At 74.9% G+C, this 15,713-nt stretch carries 13 protein-coding genes and 1 riboswitch; of the genes, 9 read left to right on the top strand and 4 right to left on the bottom strand.

The genetic code is table 11. From position 1 onward, the window contains the following. Positions 1–39 precede the first annotated feature (39 nt). The 3 genes from ACZ4M5_RS21980 to cobM all read left to right on the top strand — a co-directional run bounded on the left by ACZ4M5_RS21980 (position 40) and on the right by cobM (position 2,638). Complete coding sequence (locus tag ACZ4M5_RS21980) at positions 40–483, top strand: hypothetical protein (protein ID WP_467739240.1); 444 nt, start codon at positions 40–42, stop codon at positions 481–483. A gap of 175 nt (positions 484–658) precedes the next feature. Beyond that, positions 659–1,858 (top strand): precorrin-6y C5,15-methyltransferase (decarboxylating) subunit CbiE, encoded by a 1,200-nt coding sequence (gene cbiE, locus ACZ4M5_RS21975; protein ID WP_467739474.1) that lies wholly within the window; start codon positions 659–661, stop codon positions 1,856–1,858. 30 nt (positions 1,859–1,888) lie between these two features. Further along, positions 1,889–2,638 carry a precorrin-4 C(11)-methyltransferase gene (gene cobM / locus ACZ4M5_RS21970; protein ID WP_369196736.1) on the top strand — a complete coding sequence of 250 codons (750 nt, stop codon included), beginning with the start codon at positions 1,889–1,891 and terminating at the stop codon, positions 2,636–2,638. 72 nt (positions 2,639–2,710) lie between these two features. Here cobM and ACZ4M5_RS21965 read toward each other — a convergent pair whose 3' ends face one another. Next, positions 2,711–3,850: a cobalt-precorrin-5B (C(1))-methyltransferase gene (locus tag ACZ4M5_RS21965; RefSeq protein WP_467739238.1), complete on the bottom strand. Its 1,140-nt coding sequence runs from the start codon at positions 3,848–3,850 to the stop codon at positions 2,711–2,713. A gap of 30 nt (positions 3,851–3,880) precedes the next feature. Between ACZ4M5_RS21965 and ACZ4M5_RS21960 the strand changes: the two genes are divergently transcribed. From ACZ4M5_RS21960 to ACZ4M5_RS21935, 6 genes are all read left to right on the top strand, one after another. Further along, a complete protein-coding gene (locus tag ACZ4M5_RS21960) occupies positions 3,881–4,648 on the top strand; it encodes a cobalt-precorrin-6A reductase (protein ID WP_467739236.1) in 768 nt (255 codons plus the stop codon). 68 nt (positions 4,649–4,716) lie between these two features. Next, positions 4,717–5,643 (top strand): LysR family transcriptional regulator, encoded by a 927-nt coding sequence (locus tag ACZ4M5_RS21955; protein WP_467739234.1) that lies wholly within the window; start codon positions 4,717–4,719, stop codon positions 5,641–5,643. A 192-nt stretch (positions 5,644–5,835) separates the two neighbouring features. Further along, positions 5,836–6,768 carry an NAD-dependent epimerase/dehydratase family protein gene (locus ACZ4M5_RS21950; RefSeq protein ID WP_467739232.1) on the top strand — a complete coding sequence of 311 codons (933 nt, stop codon included), beginning with the start codon at positions 5,836–5,838 and terminating at the stop codon, positions 6,766–6,768. 138 nt (positions 6,769–6,906) lie between these two features. Further along, positions 6,907–8,811 carry an AfsR/SARP family transcriptional regulator gene (locus ACZ4M5_RS21945; protein WP_467739230.1) on the top strand — a complete coding sequence of 635 codons (1,905 nt, stop codon included), beginning with the start codon at positions 6,907–6,909 and terminating at the stop codon, positions 8,809–8,811. A gap of 81 nt (positions 8,812–8,892) precedes the next feature. Further along, positions 8,893–10,755 (top strand): nuclear transport factor 2 family protein, encoded by a 1,863-nt coding sequence (locus tag ACZ4M5_RS21940; RefSeq protein WP_467739228.1) that lies wholly within the window; start codon positions 8,893–8,895, stop codon positions 10,753–10,755. 185 nt (positions 10,756–10,940) lie between these two features. Further along, positions 10,941–12,074 carry a TetR/AcrR family transcriptional regulator gene (locus tag ACZ4M5_RS21935; protein WP_467739226.1) on the top strand — a complete coding sequence of 378 codons (1,134 nt, stop codon included), beginning with the start codon at positions 10,941–10,943 and terminating at the stop codon, positions 12,072–12,074. Here the strand turns inward: ACZ4M5_RS21935 and ACZ4M5_RS21930 are convergent. From ACZ4M5_RS21930 to cobG, 3 genes are read right to left on the bottom strand one after another with little or no spacing between them, the layout of a single operon-like run. Further along, positions 12,059–13,546 carry a precorrin-2 C(20)-methyltransferase gene (locus tag ACZ4M5_RS21930; RefSeq protein ID WP_467739224.1) on the bottom strand — a complete coding sequence of 496 codons (1,488 nt, stop codon included), beginning with the start codon at positions 13,544–13,546 and terminating at the stop codon, positions 12,059–12,061. The genes ACZ4M5_RS21935 and ACZ4M5_RS21930 overlap by 16 nt on opposite strands. Beyond that, positions 13,543–14,217: a precorrin-8X methylmutase gene (locus ACZ4M5_RS21925; protein ID WP_467739222.1), complete on the bottom strand. Its 675-nt coding sequence runs from the start codon at positions 14,215–14,217 to the stop codon at positions 13,543–13,545. Before ACZ4M5_RS21925 ends, ACZ4M5_RS21930 begins: the two co-directional genes overlap by 4 nt. Beyond that, a complete protein-coding gene (cobG, locus tag ACZ4M5_RS21920) occupies positions 14,214–15,503 on the bottom strand; it encodes a precorrin-3B synthase (RefSeq protein ID WP_467739472.1) in 1,290 nt (429 codons plus the stop codon). Before cobG ends, ACZ4M5_RS21925 begins: the two co-directional genes overlap by 4 nt. 64 nt (positions 15,504–15,567) lie before the next feature. Beyond that, positions 15,568–15,702: riboswitch (cobalamin riboswitch) on the top strand. Positions 15,703–15,713: the final 11 nt, after the last annotated feature.

Raw genomic sequence — 15,713 nt, 5'->3', positions numbered from 1 at the left:
GACAATTCCCGTGCAGGAGCACCGGAAGGGAGTACCGGCATGATCGAGTGGAAGCCGCTGGGGGCCGGAGCCAGACCCGTGCCGCAGCCCGTGGCCACCCCGCTGGTCTGGGTCGGGGCGGGCGTCGGGGCCCTGCTGCTGGTGGCCGTGCTGAACACGGTGGCCGGGCCGGGCCGTGCGGACCTCGCGCTGGCCGCGCTGTCCCTGCTCGCCGCGGTGCTCGGCCTGTGCGCCCGGTTCACGGCCGCCCCGGGGACGGCCGTCCTGTGCTGGCTGTTCCTCAACGGGTTCGCCATCCCGCCCGCCGGTGTCCTCACCTGGGCCGGGCACCGGGACACCCCCTGGCTGGTCTGCCTGTGCACCGCCGCCCTGGTCGGCACCGGCCTGGCCCGTCTCGTGCACGCCCGGGCCGCCTACCGCCGCCTCGCCCCCGCCCGCCCCGGGCCCGGCGTCCGGGGCGCCGACGGGCCGTACGACGCCTGAGACCGTCCGGGCCGCTGCCCGGACGGCGGGCGCCGCCCAACCGCCTGCCCAGGGCCCACCCGAGCGCGGGAGCGCAGGCCACCGCCCCGTAAAGTGCCTCGGAGTCGTCCACCGAGCCCCGAGGTACCGAGCCGTGACCCGCGAACGCCCCGCCGACCCCGCCGCGCCGGCCGCCGTGACCGTCGTCGGGATCGGCGCCGACGGCTGGGCGGGGCTCCCGGGCGGCTCCCGTGCCGTGCTGCGCGACGCCGAGGTGCTTCTCGGCGGTCCGCGCCAGCTGGACCTGCTGCCGCCCGAGTGCGCCGGTGAACGCGTCGCCTGGCCCTCGCCCCTGCGCCCGGCCGTCCCCGGCCTGCTCGCCGCGCACGCCGGCCGCAGGATCGCCGTACTGGCCAGCGGGGACCCCATGTTCCACGGCATCGGACGCACCCTCACCGAAGTGCACGGGCCCGTCCGCGTGCTGCCGCACCCCTCCTCGGTGTCCCACGCCTGCGCCCGGCTCGGCTGGCCCGTCGAGGACACCGAGGTCGTCACCCTGGTGGGCCGCCCGGCCGCCCGGCTCGCCGCCGCCCTGCACCAGGGGCGGCGGATCCTCGTCCTGAGCGCCGGCGCGGACACCCCGGCCGAGGTCGCCGCCCTGCTGCGGGACCGCGGTTTCGGACCCAGCCGCCTGCGGGTCCTGGAGCAGCTCGGCGGACCGGAGGAGCGGGTGGGCGACGCCGTCACCGCCGACGGCTTCTCCCTCGCGCCCGGCGACCCCCTCAACATCGTCGCCGTGGAGTGCCGCCGCGCCCCGCACGCCCCGCGCCTGGGCGCCGCACCGGGCCTGCCGGACGAGGCGTACGAGCACGACGGGCAGCTGACCAAGCGGCACGTGCGGGCCGTCACCCTGGGCGTTCTCGCCCCGGCCCCCGGGGAGCTGCTCTGGGACGTCGGCGGCGGGTCGGGCTCCATCGCCGTCGAGTGGATGCGCACCCACCCCTCCTGCCGGGCGGTCAGCGTCGAGCGGGACCCGGTGCGGGCCGCGCGCATCGGGCGCAACGCCGAGCGCCTCGGCGTGCCCGCCCTGCGGGTCGTCACCGGCGCCGCCCCGGAGGCACTGGCCGAACTGCCGCGCCCGGACGCGGTGTTCATCGGCGGCGGGCTCACCGCGCCCGGACTCCTCGACGCCTGCTGGGCGGCCCTGCCCGTCGGCGGGCGGCTCGTCGCCAACACCGTGACGCTGGAGTCGGAGGCGCTGCTCGCGGACGCCCGCCGGCGCCACGGCGGCGAGCTGGTGCGGCTCGCCGTGTCCCACGCGGTGCCCGTGGGCGGCTTCACCGGGTGGCGGCAGGCGATGCCGGTGACCCAGTGGGCCGTGCGCAAGGACGCGTAGGAACCCTCCGACCCTTCCAGGAGCAGACAGATGACCGTGTACTTCATCGGTGCCGGCCCCGGCGCCGCCGACCTGATCACGGTGCGCGGCGCCCGCACCCTCGCCGCCTGCCGGGTCTGCCTGTACGCGGGCAGCCTGGTGCCGCGCGAACTGCTGGCCGAATGCCCGCCGGGCGCGCGCCTGGTGGACACCGCGCGGCTCGACCTGGACCAGATCACCGCCGAGCTGGTGCGCGCGCACGAGGAGGGCCACGACGTGGCCCGGCTGCACTCCGGGGACCCGTCGGTGTTCAGCGCGGTCGCCGAGCAGATGCGCCGGCTGGACGCGGCCGGGGTCCCCTACGAGGTGGTGCCCGGCGTGCCCGCCTTCGCCGCCGCGGCGGCCGCACTGAAGCGGGAGCTGACGGTGCCGACCGTCGGCCAGACCGTCATCCTCACCCGGATCGCCCAGCAGGCCACCGCCATGCCCGAGGGCGAGGACCTGGCCACTCTCGGCCGCAGCGGCGCGCTCATCGTGCTGCACCTGGCCGCCCGGTACGTGGACCGCGTCGTGGCGGAGCTGCTCCCGCACTACGGCGCCGACTGCCCCGCCGCCGTCGTCGCCTACGCCTCCCGCCCCGAGGAGCTGGTCCTGCGCGGCACGCTCGACGAGATCGCCGGGCAGGTGAAGGAGGCCGGGGTGCTGCGCACGGCGGTCATCATGGTCGGCCGCACGCTGGGCGCGGAGCACTTCCGCGACAGCCACCTGTACTCCCCGGAACGCGACCGCCACTCCTGCTGAAGCCCCGGCAGCCCAGGCCGCCCGGTGCCCGCCGGGGGGTCAGGACCGGCCGGGGTTCGGACCGGCCGGAGTTCAGGACCGGCCGGGACCCGGGCCCGCCACCTCGCTGCGTCCCACCACCGTGCCGGCCCGGTCGATGCAGATGACGTCCACCGCCACCGGCGCCCCGCGCAGGACGGCCAGTGCCTCGTCGCGGGCCGTCGTCGCGACCAGGTCGCCCAGCGGGACCCCGGCCGCGAGGCACAACTGCAGTGCGGCGAGGCCGGTGTTGGCGTCGGCGACCTGTGCGGCCAGCGCCTCGTCCGCCCCGCCCTCGCGGGCCAGCGACGCCAGGAAGCCCTTGTCGACCTGGGAGCGGGCCGAGTGCAGGTCCAGATGGCCCGCCGCCAGCTTGGACAGCTTGGCGAAGCCGCCGCAGATGGTGAGGTGGTCCACGGGGTGGCGGCGGACGTACTTCAGCACCGCGCCCGCGAAGTCGCCCATGTCCAGCAGCGCGTCCAGCGGCAGCCCGTACTCGGCGACGACCGTCTTCTCCGAGGTCGAGCCCGTGCAGCCCGCCACATGGGTGCGCCCCGCCGCCCGGGCCACGTCCACCCCGCGCCGGATCGAGTCGATCCACGCCGAGCAGGAGTAGGGCACGACGATCCCGGTCGTGCCGAGGATGGACAGCCCGCCCAGGATGCCCAGCCGGGGGTTCCAGGTGGAACGGGCGATCTCCTCACCGTGGTCGACGGAGAGCGTGATCTCCACGTCCCCGGTGCCGCCGTGCCGCCCGGCGACCTCCGCGACGTGGTCGCGCATCATCCGGCGCGGCACCGGGTTCACGGCCGGTTCACCGACCTCCAGCGGCAGGCCCGGACGGGTGACCGTGCCCACCCCGGGGCCCGCCCGGAAGACCACCCCGGACCCCTCGGGCAGCAGCCGCACGGTGGCCCGCACCAGCGCGCCGTGCGTGACGTCCGGGTCGTCACCGGCGTCCTTCACGATCCCCGCCATCGCCGACGCGCCGGTCAGCTCCTCCGCCGCGAGCGCGAACGCCGGGGTCTGCCCCTTCGGCAGGGTGATCGTCACCGGGTCGGGAAACTCGCCGGTGAGCAGGGCGGTGTACGCGGCCGTCGTCGCGGCGGTCGCGCAGGCACCGGTCGTCCAGCCCGGCCGCAGACCGGTGTGCTTGAGTTGGGCGCTGCGACCGCCCTCGGCCTCGCTGGTCATGGCTGGCTCTTCGGAAGGGACCGGACCGTCGTGCACGTACTCATCCTCGGTGGGACCACGGAGGCCCGCCGCCTCGCCGAGCTCCTGGCGGCCGGGGCGCCGCCCGGCACGCGGGTGACGAACTCGCTGGCCGGGCGGGTCGCCACGCCCCGGCTGCCGCCCGGCGAGGTGCGGGTGGGCGGCTTCGGCGGGACCGAAGGGCTCGCAGCATGGCTGCGCGAGCATGAGGTGGACGCGCTCATCGACGCCACGCATCCTTTCGCCGGGACGATCAGTTTCCACGCGGCGCGGGCCGCCGCCACCGCCCATGTTCCCCTGCTCGCGCTCCGGCGTCCCGGCTGGGTCCCCGTGCCGGGCGACGACTGGCACGAGGCCGGTTCCCTCCAGGAGGCCGCGGTGCTGCTGCCGGCGCTGGGCCGGCGGGTCTTCCTCACCACCGGCCGGATGGGCCTGGCCGCCTTCGCCGACCTCGACGGCCCGTGGTTCCTCGTACGGTCCGTCGACCCGCCCGAACCGCCGCACCCGCCCCGCATGGAGGTGCTGCTCGACCGCGGGCCGTTCACCCTGGACGGCGAACGCGAGCTGCTGCGCCGGCACCGCATCGACGTGCTGGTGACGAAGGACAGCGGGGGGACGGCCACGGCCCCGAAACTGACCGCGGCGCGGGAGGCGGGCGTGCCGGTCGTCGTGGTCCGCAGACCACCGGTCCCCGAGGACGTCCCGGTGGTCCCGGACGCCCCCGGGGCGGCCGCCTGGATCACCCGGCTGGCCGGACGGCCGGCCGGCGGCGAGCGATGACGGGATGCGGGACCGGGACGAGCCCGTCGCGTCATCGATGCTTCGCGGGACTGCCATAGCATCTGTGGATGCCATCCTTTCGCGCCCTGCAATGTCTCATCGCCGTGGCGGACACCGGCTCGATCACGCAGGCCGCACTGCTGCTGCATTCCTCGCAACCCGCCGTGTCCCACCAGATCGCGACACTGGAGCGCGAGACCCGCACGGCCCTGCTGCGTCGTGAGGCACGGGGGGTCAGGCTCACCGCCGCGGGACGGGTGGCGGTCGCGGACGCCCGGCGGGCGGTCGAGGCGGCCACGGCCGCCGTCCGGTCGGCGCGGGCGGTGGGGGAGGCCGGGGGCGGGTCACTGCGGATCGGCTGCGCGCAGAGCCTGACGGTCGCCCTGCTCGCTCCCGTGCTTCGCGACTGGCGCCGACGCCACCCGGACGTGGCCGTCTCCCTGCGTGAGCTCACCGTCATGGACGAGGCACTGAAGCTGGTCGAGTCCGACGACGTCGACGTCGCGGTGCTGCCGGACCCCCCGTCCGACCGTTTCCGGGTCACTGCGGTCGCCGAGGAGGAGATCGTGCTGGCCGCGCCCACCAGCCACCCCTTGGCCGAGCGGGCCGCACTGCGGCTGCGGGACCTCGACGGCGCACAGCTCGTGCACTTCACGGCGGACAACGCCCTCGGCGCATGGCTCGACCAGGCCTTCGCCCGGGCCGGTGCCCACCCGGAGGTGGTCATGCGGACGTCCGTCACCGTCGCGGCGCCGCAGCTCGCCGCCGCCGGGCTGGGCGTCGCGGTCTGTCCGGCGAGTGCGGTCGGTGCGGGCTTTCCCGGTGTGGTCCGGTCGTTCTCGCCGCGGTGGACCAGGCAACTGATGGCGGTGACCTCCGCCGAACCCGATCCGCTCGTCGCCCGGTTCATCGCGGGGCTGCGCCGTCGCGGGGTGCGGGTTCCTCGCGGCGTACGGACACAGCTCGACGGGACCGCCGCAGCCGCGGACGAGTGACCCGGGCACCCGCACCGCGGCTCCGGCGAGGCGGCTCCGAGTGCCGGCCACGACCCATCCACACTTCTTATGGCAGACCGTCGATTCATGAATGACTTCGAGGGAACAACCGCCGGACCCTGATCGCTGCACACCACATGGCCTTGCGCCCGCAGCGGGCGGAGGCGTCGTACACGAGAAGGGAGGCTTCCCATGGCACAGGCATTCGTCACGGGTGGCTCGGGTTTCATCGGACGCGCCCTGATCCGCCGGCTCGTCGCAGAAGGCCATACGGTCCGCGCCCTGGTCCGCAGCGAAGCGTCGGCCGACAAGGTCGCGGCCCTCGGCGCGCAGCCGGTGCGGGGCGAGGTGACGGAGGCGGCCGGCTGGCAGGACGCGGTGGCAGGCAGTGAGGTGCTGTTCCATCTCGCCGCCGAGACGGACATCACCGCCGACCGCGAGCGCCAGGAGAAGGTGACGGTCGGTGGCACCCGAGCGGCGGTGGAAGCGGCCCGTGCCGCGGGCGTCGCCACCTTCGTCCACTGCGGCAGCGAGTCCGCGCTCCTGGCCGGCGAACCGCTGCTGGACGTGGACGAGACCGCACCGCTGAGGCCGGACTCCGAAGCCGCCTACTGCGCGGTCAAGGCCATCGCCGAGCAGGTCGTGCTGGACGCCGACGCCCCGGGCTTCACGACCGTCTCCATACGGCCGCGGTTCGTCTGGGGCCCCGGCAGCAGCCTGACCGAGGGCCTGGCCGCCGCCGCCGAGGCCGGGCAGTTCGCCTGGATCGAGGGCGGCCGGCACACCACCGACGTCACGTACGTGGACAACGCCGTCGAGGGCTTGATCCTCGGCTGGCGGCACGGCCGGCCGGGCCAGGCCTACTTCGTCACCGACCAGCACCCGGTGATCCTGCGGGACTTCCTGGAGACGGTCTTCTCGCTCCACGGCGTCGACGTGCCCATTCCCGACATGGACGCCGACACCGCCGCCCAGGTGGTGCCGGTACCCGCCCGGTGGTTCGTCGGGCAGTCGTGCACGCTGCGTACCGACAAAGCCGTGGCCGAGCTGGGGTACCGGCCCGTCGTCGCACAGGCCGCCGGTCTCGCCGCCGTGAAGGAAGCGCTCGCCTCCGACGCCGCGTGAGGGCTGGCGGGGTGACACCTGGTCCTGGTGACCGCCCGGCCGAGTCGGGAGCGCAGATGCAGACGGGAGGACCCGGGTCCCCCACCCGCCCCGAGCCGGATGCGGGCGGGCACGAGAAAGATAGGGTGCGGTCGCGTGATGCGTCTTTCCGTTCTCGGCCCCGTCCGCGCATGGCGGCGGGACGAGGAGATCGACCTCGGATCTCCACAGCAGCGTGGCCTGCTCGCCCTGCTGCTTCTCCACGAGGGGCGCCCGGTGGAGACCGAGGCGATCGTCGAGGCCCTGTGGGGCGAGCAGGGGCCCCGAGGTGCTCGGGGCACCGTGCGCACGTACGTCTATCGTCTGCGCCCGGTCCTTGACGGCGTGGCGGTCATCGAATCGATCGGCAGTGGCTACCGTCTCACGGTGCGTCACGGGACATCCGACCTGAGAAGGTTCCGGGAGCTGACCGCCCAGGCTCACCGGGAGCGCCGCGCCGGCGCCGTGGCGCGTGCCGCCGATCTCCTGCGTCAGGCCCTCGCCACGTGGCAGGGACCGGCCCTGGCCGGTGTCCGGGGCCCCTTCTTCGAACTCGAGCGCGATCGGCTGGGGGAACTGCGGCTGGCTGCCCTGGAGGAGGTGTTCGACCTCGAACTGGAGGCCGGAGGGCATCCTGATCTGACGTCCGAGATCCGGGCGGCCGCGCGAGAGCACCCGCTGCGGGAACGGCTGCACGAGCAGCTCATGCTGTCGCTGTTCCGCGCCGGCCGCCGGGCCGAGGCCCTGGCCGCCTACCAGCACACACGGCGGCTCCTGCGCGAGGAGCTCGGCGTGGACCCCGGGCCCGCACTCCGCTCCCTCCACGACCGCATCCTGCACGACGACGACGATGCGCCCGCCCCCGCGGGCCGTGAGCCGTCCCCGGCCCCAGCGCCGGTTCCGGCTCAGCTCCCGGCGGACCTGGCGGTGTTCACCGGGCGCCGCGCGGAGATCGCGGAACTGTCCCTGATGCTGCGCGACGCCGCGCACGCCCCGGTCATCGGCCTCACCGGCCTGGGCGGGATGGGCAAGACCGCGCTCGCCGTCCACGTCGCACACACCCAGCGCCACCAGTTCCCCGACGGGCAGCTCTTCGCCGACCTCGGCGGATTCGCCGACCCGGCCGGCCCGCTGGACGTGCTCGGCCGGTTCCTGCGGGCGGTCGGGGTGTCCCGGCTGCCGGCGTCGCTGGACGAACGTGCCGCGCTGTGGCGTACGACGGTGTCAGGGCGCCGCCTGCTGATCGTCCTGGACGCGGCGTCCAGCGGTGAGCAGGTGCGTCCCCTGCTTCCGGCCTCCCCGGGCTGCGCCGTCCTCATGACCAGCCCGCGCCGCATCACCGACCTGCCCGGCATCCCCTGGCTGCGCCTCGGCGTCCTGCAGCCCGAGGACGCGTTGCACCTGCTCGCCGCCATCTCCGGCACCCGGCGCGTGTTCGCCGAGCGGGAAGCGGCCAGCCACCTGGTGCAGGCCTGCTCCTACCAGCCGCTCTCGGTGCACGTGGCGGCCGCCCGGCTGGACGCCCGGCCGTCGTGGACGATCGAACAGATCCTGGCCCAGCTCGACGACGACCTGCGCCAGCCGGTCGTCATGCACGAGGACTGCAAAATCGTCGACAGGCCGTTCCGCGAGGCCCAGGCGCGCATGGACACCCGCCACCGCGACGCCTTCCACCTCGCCGCCGTTCCCGACTGCGGCCGGCTGGACGCCGCCATGGCCGCGGCGGTGCTCGACCTGCCGGTCGACGAGGCCACCGCCGTCATGGAAGCCCTCGTGGACGCTCATGTGGTGGAGACCGGTGAGAACGGCGACTACCACTACCTCGGGCTCGTCAAGGCGTTCGCCCGGCGCCAGGCCCTCAACGGGCTGGGACACGAGCACGGCCAGCAGGCGCTGCACCGGCTGCTGCGCCACTGCCTGACCGGCCGGAACACCGTCGGCGAAGAGGACCTGCGCGCGCTGCTGGAACAGATCACCGATCTTCCGGACGCTCTCGCGGAGATGGTGACGCTCTCGCTGCCCTGACCGCGGCCCCGGCCCGTGCGCGAAACGGCCCGTCGACGCGCCGTCGACGCCACGTCGACACGCGTTCGATGCAATGCACGCATGCTCGATTCACTCACGCGCGCCGGTCTGGCAGCGCACATCACCGGGCCCGTCCTCGGGCCGGAGGACGAGGGGTTCGCCGCCGAGTGCGCGCCTTTCAACCTCGCCGTGACCCACCGCCCCTGTGTCGTGGTCGGGGCCGCGAACAGTACCGACGTGCAGGTCGCCGTCCGTTTCGCTGCGCAGCGGCGTCTGCCGGTCGCCGTCATGGCCACCGGCCACCAGGCGACACTCCCGGCCGACGACGCGGTTCTGATCACCACTCACCGCATGGCGCAGGTGAGCGTCGACCCCGAGACCCGCACGGCCCGCGTGGCGGCGGGAGCCCGCTGGCAGCAGGTGATCGACGCGGCGACCCCGCTGGGCCTCGCCCCGCTCAACGGCTCCTCACCGCTCGTGGGAGTCGTCGGTTACACCCTCGGCGGGGGCCTGAGCCCCACCATGGGCCGCGCTCACGGATGGGCGGCCGACCACGTCACCTCCCTGGAGGTCGTGACGGCCGACGGCGGGTTGCGCTTCGTCGACGCCGCGTCGGAACCCGACCTGTTCTGGGCACTGCGCGGCGGCAAGAGCAACTTCGGTGTCGTCACCGCCATGGAGTTCGCCCTCTTCCCCGTGCAGGAGCTGTGGGCGGGCGGACTCTTCTTCGACGGTGCCGACGCAGCAGCCGTCCTGCACGCCTACGCCGAGGTCACGGCCGGGGCCCCGGACGAGTTGAGCTCCTCGATCGCCCTGCTGCGCCTGCCGGCCCTGCCCGGCGTGCCCGCCTTCCTCGCCGACCGCTTCGCCGTGCACGTGCGCCTCTCCCACCTCGGCCCGGCAGCCGAGGCCACCCGGCTGGTCGCGCCGCTGCGGGCGGCCGCACCTGTCCTCGCGGACACCCTGGGCCCCCTGCCGTACGCGTCCTTCGCCCAGATCCACAACGACCCGGTGGATCCGGCGCCGTTCATGGAACGCACCGCGATGCTGCACTCACTGACCGCCGAGACCGTCGAGGAGATCCTGACCGCGGCGGGCCCGACGGCCGACTGCCTGGTGCACTTCGTCGAGTTGCGGCACCTCGGCGGCGCTCTGGCCCGCACCGCTGACAACGCTGTCGGGCACCGGGACGCCCGGTTCGCCCTCTGGGTCGTGGGCGTCGGGGCACCCGACGCCTTCACCGCGATGAATACCTACGCCGATGGGCTGATGCAGCGGATGCGCCCCTGGTCCACCGGCGGCCGCTACCTCAACTTCATGGCCGCCCAGGACACCGGCGTGTCCGACGTGAGCGCGGCCTACGACGAGGCCGACTACCACCGGCTGCGCAGCGTCAAGAGGCGCTTCGACCCGGACAACCTCTTCCGCCTGAACCACAACATCCCCCCCGAGGAACGCCCGATGGCCGACGACCGACTGCAGCTTCTCACCGACCACGCCGCGATCGCCGACGCACTGCACCGCTACACGGCCGGACTCGACCACGGCGACGCCGATCTGCTGGCCTTGTCACTGACCGAGGACGCCACGGTCGACCTGACACCGGCCACGAGCAAGATCGGCCTCGACTTCCCGGTGCTCAAGCCGCGTGACGCCGTCGTGGGAGCCCTCGTCCCGGCAGTCGGCCCGCTCGACACCAGCCACGTGATCAGCAACGTCCGCGCCGACGTGCGCGGCGACACCGCCCACGTGAACTGCTACGCCATGGCTCAGCACTACCTGCCGGGGGAAGGCCCCAAGCCGGACCGGACCCGCCACGCGCTGATGATGAACCGCTACGACGCGGACCTGATCCGCGACGGAGGCACCTGGCGCATCAGCCGGCTGACGATCGACAACGCCTGGTTCGAGGGCGACGAGACCGTCCTGCTGCCCGGCGACTGATCCCGGGGCGAACGGTCACGACCGGGTGGTGCCCCCCAGCCGCAGGGCGCCACCCGGTGCCGCCGGTCCTGCCACCGCTGTCTCCGACGCGGCCGCCCAGCCCGTTCCACGGGACCGCCACCGGCGGCCGACCACACCCGTGCCCTCGATACCCGCACTCCAGCATCCTCTTAGGAGCGTTCCGCGTGTCCACCACCCCCGACGAACCCCGTCCCCCTCGGCACTCACCCCTCGACAGCGTCCAGACCCGACTCGGAGCGCTCCTGCGGGACCTCCGCCACGGCGCGTGGCAGCCGACCCCCGTCGAGCACCGTCTGGCGGAGCTTCTCGCGCAGTCGGCCGCCGGTACCGGGTCGCTCAGCGCGGTCGGCGTCCGGGCCGCGCTGTGGGAGGGCTCGATGGCGGCCGTCCACGAGAACGGCGGACGCTTCGTCACCCTGCTGGCCGACCTGCTGCCGGTGATCGGGCAACCCGGCGCGGCCGCGCTGCACACCGCCGGCCTCGCACTCGACCTCGTCGAGTCCGTCACCCGGGCGGCACCGCGGCGACGAGCCGCGCTCCCGGCGCGAGCCTGCCCCGGTCCGAGCGGGGAGGGGAGCGACCGGCGCGAGGACTCACCGCCTCGTCGCCAGGACGGAAGACGCCTGCGCGTGGACGCGGCACGCAATCACGCCCGGCTGCTGGACGCCGCGGCACGCATTGCGCGGGAGCGCGGGCTGAAGCACCTCACCATGGAGGCGGTCGCCACCACGGCGGGTGTCGGCAAGGGCACCGTCTTCCGGCGGTTCGGCGACCGCGCAGGCCTGTTGCAGGCCCTGCTGCAGCGCTCCGAGGACGCATTCCGGGCCGCTCACCTCAGCGGTCCGGAACAAGCGGACTGCCGCGGCACGGCGATCGAGCAGCTTCGCGCCTTCGGGGTGGCCGCGATACGGCGCTACGCCCGGGAGATGGAGCTGCAGCTGGCCGCCGAGCCCTCCCCCGACCGGCGCTTCCGGCGCCCCTCTCGCCGCATGTACCACGAGCGGATCAGCATTCTGCTGGGCCTGGCCGCACCGGACGCGGACGCCGAACTGCTCGGCCACGCGCTGCTGGGCTATCTGGAGCCCGCCCTCCTGTGGCACCTGAGCGACCAGTGCGACGTACCGATGCGACGGCTGGAGGACGGCTGGCTCGAACTGGTCTCCCGGCTCACCCGGGAACCCCATGGAGGGCAGCACGCGACGGAAGGCGGCCTGCCCGGGCACGGTTCCCGGCCGGACGGTCCGGCGCAGGGGGACGCCCCGCGCCGTCCCGCACGCCCCGCTCAGTCCTCCGGGTAGCGGCGCGGCGTCCAGGTGATCTCCTCGCCGTCGCCCCGGCGCACCACGCGGGTCTGGGTGGAGCCGACCAGCAGGATCGTGCGCATGTCGACCTGCTCCGGGACGAGTTCGCCGAGCCGGACGACGCGGACCTGCTCGCCGGGGCCGCCGACGTCCCGGGCCACGACCACCGGCGTCTGCGCGTCCCGGTACTCCAGCAGCAGGTCGCGTGCCTTGCCCACCTGCCAGGTGCGGCTGCGCGAGCCCGGGTTGTACAGGGCCAGCACCAGATCCGCCGAGGCCGCCGCGCGCAGCCGCTCGGCGATGACCTCCCACGGCTTGAGCCGGTCGGACAGGGAGATCGTGGCGTAGTCGTGGCCGAGCGGCGCCCCGGCCCGGGCCGCGGCGGCGTTCGCCGCGGTCACCCCGGGCAGCACCCGCACCGGCACGTCCGCGTACTCCTTCTGCGACGCGACCTCCAGCACCGCCGTCGCCATCGCGAAGACCCCCGGGTCGCCACCGGAGACCACGGCCACCCGCCGCCCCCGCTGCGCGAGCTGCAGCGCGAACTCGGCGCGCTCGGACTCGACCCGGTTGTCGGAGCCGTGCCGCCGCTGCCCGGCCCGCACCGGCACCCGGTCGAGATAGGTGGTGTAGCCGACGAGGTCGTCGGCGGCGGCGAGCGCACCCCGCGACTCCGGCGTCAGCCACAGCGGCCCGGCCGGCCCGGTGCCCACCACCACGACCTCGCCCCGCTCCCGCGCGACGGGCTCGGCGTCCACCTGGCTCGGCAGCACCGCGACCGAGAAGTACGGCACCGACTCCGGGTCGACGTCGGCCAGTTCGGCCAGCCGCTCCCCACCCATGGTGGCCCGCTCGACGTACCGCGTCTGCTCCAGCCGTCCCGAACTCTCCAGCGCGCGGCGGACCTTGGGGAAGGTGCGGCCGAGCTTCATCACGACCGCCACGTCCGTCGCGGCGAGCCGGGCGGTCAGCTCGTCCTCGGGCAGCGTGCCCGGCAGGATCGTCAGCACCTCCTCGCCCTCGGCCAGCGGCGTGCCCAGCCGGGCCGCGGCGGCGGACACCGAGGTGACACCGGGGATCACCTCGGTGTCGTAACGGTCCACGAGCCGCTTGTGCATGTGCATGTAGGAGCCGTAGAACAGCGGGTCGCCCTCCGCGAGGACCGCGACCGTGCGCCCGGCGTCGAGATGGGCCGCGAGCCGCTCGGACGCCTCCGCGTAGAAGTCGTCCATGGCGCCCTGGTAGCCGCCCGGATGGTCGGTCGTCTCGGTGGTGACCGGGTAGACCAGCTTCTCCTCGATGTGGTCGGCCCGGATGTGCTTCGCCGCGATCGAGCGGGCGATGGACCGCCCGTGCCGGGCGCTGTGATACGCGATCACGTCCGCCCCGGCGATGACCTCGACGGCCCGTACGGTCATCAGGGACGGGTCACCGGGGCCGAGCCCCACCCCGTACAGCTTCCCGCTCACTCTTCCTCACTCGCGATCGCGTTGAGCGCGGCGGCGGCGATGGCGCTGCCTCCGCGACGGCCCCGGACGACCAGGTGCTCCAGGCCGGACGGGTGTGCGGCCAGGGCGTCCTTGGACTCGGCGGCCCCGATGAACCCGACCGGGACACCGATGACCGCGGCGGGCCGGGGCGCCCCCGCGTCGATCATCTCCAGCAGCCGGAACAGCGCGGTGGGCGCGTTGCCCACGGCGACGACCGAGCCCTCCAGCCGGTCCCGCCACAGCTCCATCGCGGCGGCGCTGCGCGTCGTGCCGAGCCGCGCGGCCAGGTCGGGGACCGACGGGTCGGACAGGGTGCACAGCACCTCGTTGCCGGCGGGCAGCCGCTTGCGGGTCACCCCGCTGGCCACCATCTGCACGTCGCAGAGGATCGGCGCCCCGGCGCGCAGCGCCTCCCGGGCCCGGGCCACCACCGCAGGCGAGTAGGCCAGGTCCCGCACCAGGTCGACCATGCCGCAGGCGTGGATCATCCGGACCGCGACCTGGCTGACGTCGGCGGGCAGTCCCGCGAGGTCCGACTCCGCGCGGATGGTGGCGAAGGACTGGCGGTAGATGGCCGCCCCGTCCTTCTCGTAGTCGTACGTGGTCACGGTGGTGTTCTCGCTGCTCTCGGTCGTCGGCATACGGCTCATGGGGTGATCGCCGCCAGTGCGGTGGCGAGGTGGGACGGGTCGTCCAGGGAGGCGGTGCGCGCCGGCCGGCCGGGGGCGACGGCGGACAGCTCGTAGCCGCCGCCGGGCGCGGCCACCACGTCGATCCGGCCGTCCGGCGGGTGCCCGCACCGGCGTTCGCAGCCCGACCAGTACAGGGGGAGGGCGGACCGGCCGGCTGCGGCCAGCGTCTGCGCGGCGTCGGCCCGTACGTCCGCCCGGGACTTGGCGCACCCGGGCCGGCCGATGCACGCGCCCACGCGCAGCCAGGGCGAGCCGGGCTCGGTGACCAGACCGGTGCCCGCCAGGCGGGACAGCGCGGCGGCCGCGTCGCCCGGTCCGGGGGTGGGCACGACCACACCCCGCCACGGCGTGAGCCGCAGCTCCCCGGCGGCGGCCTCCGTCAACTCCCGCCACTGCGCGGCCGTGAGACGGCCGAGCGGGACGTGCACGGACACGGCGGACCCGACGACCCCCGGCGGCGGCCCCGCGCCCTCGGCGGCCTCCCGGACCCCGTCCCGGACCCCGATGCCCGCCCCGGCCAGCCGGTCGCGGACCGCACGCAGCAACCCGCCCCGCCCGCCGGGCAGTTCGTCCACCCGCCACACCCGGGCCCCGCTCTCGCGCACGACCTCGGCGAAGGCCTCCGCCGCGAGCAGCGCGGCGCGCGCCGCGTCGTCCCCGGACACGTACAGCACGTCGTCGCCCGAACCCGGCGCGAGCAGCGCCCCGTCGCCGGGCACCGCCCGCACGGTCACGTCGGCGCCCAGCCCGGCCACGTCCCCGCGCCCGTCGTCCAGGGCGAACAGGAAGCGGCCCGACAGCGCGGTCGCGGACGCGCTCGCGCACAGCGCCGCGTCCAGCTCCGTCAGCCAGGGCCGCACGTCCCGCAGGCCCCGCCCGTCCAGTCCCGACAGCGGTGAGGCGACGACGTTGCGCACCCGCTCGTGCGCGTGGGACGGCAGCAGCCCGGCCGCGTCCAGCAGCCCGGCCAGCTCCGCGCCGCACGCCTCCCGCAGGCCCCGCAGCTGCACGTTGCCGCGCGAGGTGAGGTGCAACTCCCCGTCGCCCAGCCGTCCGGCCGCCTCCGCCAGGGCCCCGGCCTGCGCGACGGTGAGCACCCCGCCGGGCACCCGGACCCGGGCCAGCGCCCCGTCGTCCGCGTCGTGCAGCCGCAGCGTCCCCGGGCATGCGTCACCGCGGGCCCGTGAGGCCGCTGTGGCCTGGGGCGATGGACGAGGGGCAGCCGTGGACATGGCGGCGAGCATACCGACCATCACACCGGCTGTACGCTCTGCCCTTTTCCCCCGCCCCTTACTATGCTCGTCGGCGGATCATCAGGTCCGTCACCACCGCCACCACGGCGACCAGGGGAGGAAGCCCGGTGTGAATCCGGCGCGGTCCCGCCACTGTGAACCCGGCCACAACCCGGGCAAGTCAGGAACTCCCTTCTTCCGGCTCCCCCCTCCGCAGGAGCC

This window comes from Streptomyces sp. NPDC026246 (genome assembly GCF_055567995.1).
This window is presented reverse-complemented; position numbering and strand designations above follow the sequence as displayed.

Excerpts from the sequence above, each read along its gene's own strand:
- ACZ4M5_RS21980 (WP_467739240.1), top strand. The coding sequence starts at position 40 with ATGATCGAGTGGAAGCCGCTGGGGGCCGGAGCCAGACCCGTGCCGCAG.
- cobM (WP_369196736.1), top strand. The coding sequence starts at position 1,889 with ATGACCGTGTACTTCATCGGTGCCGGCCCCGGCGCCGCCGACCTGATC.
- ACZ4M5_RS21965 (WP_467739238.1), bottom strand. The coding sequence starts at position 3,850 with ATGACCAGCGAGGCCGAGGGCGGTCGCAGCGCCCAACTCAAGCACACC.
- ACZ4M5_RS21955 (WP_467739234.1), top strand. The coding sequence starts at position 4,717 with ATGCCATCCTTTCGCGCCCTGCAATGTCTCATCGCCGTGGCGGACACC.
- ACZ4M5_RS21950 (WP_467739232.1), top strand. The coding sequence starts at position 5,836 with ATGGCACAGGCATTCGTCACGGGTGGCTCGGGTTTCATCGGACGCGCC.
- ACZ4M5_RS21945 (WP_467739230.1), top strand. The coding sequence starts at position 6,907 with ATGCGTCTTTCCGTTCTCGGCCCCGTCCGCGCATGGCGGCGGGACGAG.
- ACZ4M5_RS21940 (WP_467739228.1), top strand. The coding sequence starts at position 8,893 with ATGCTCGATTCACTCACGCGCGCCGGTCTGGCAGCGCACATCACCGGG.
- ACZ4M5_RS21925 (WP_467739222.1), bottom strand. The coding sequence starts at position 14,217 with ATGAGCCGTATGCCGACGACCGAGAGCAGCGAGAACACCACCGTGACC.
- cobG (WP_467739472.1), bottom strand. The coding sequence starts at position 15,503 with ATGCTCGCCGCCATGTCCACGGCTGCCCCTCGTCCATCGCCCCAGGCC.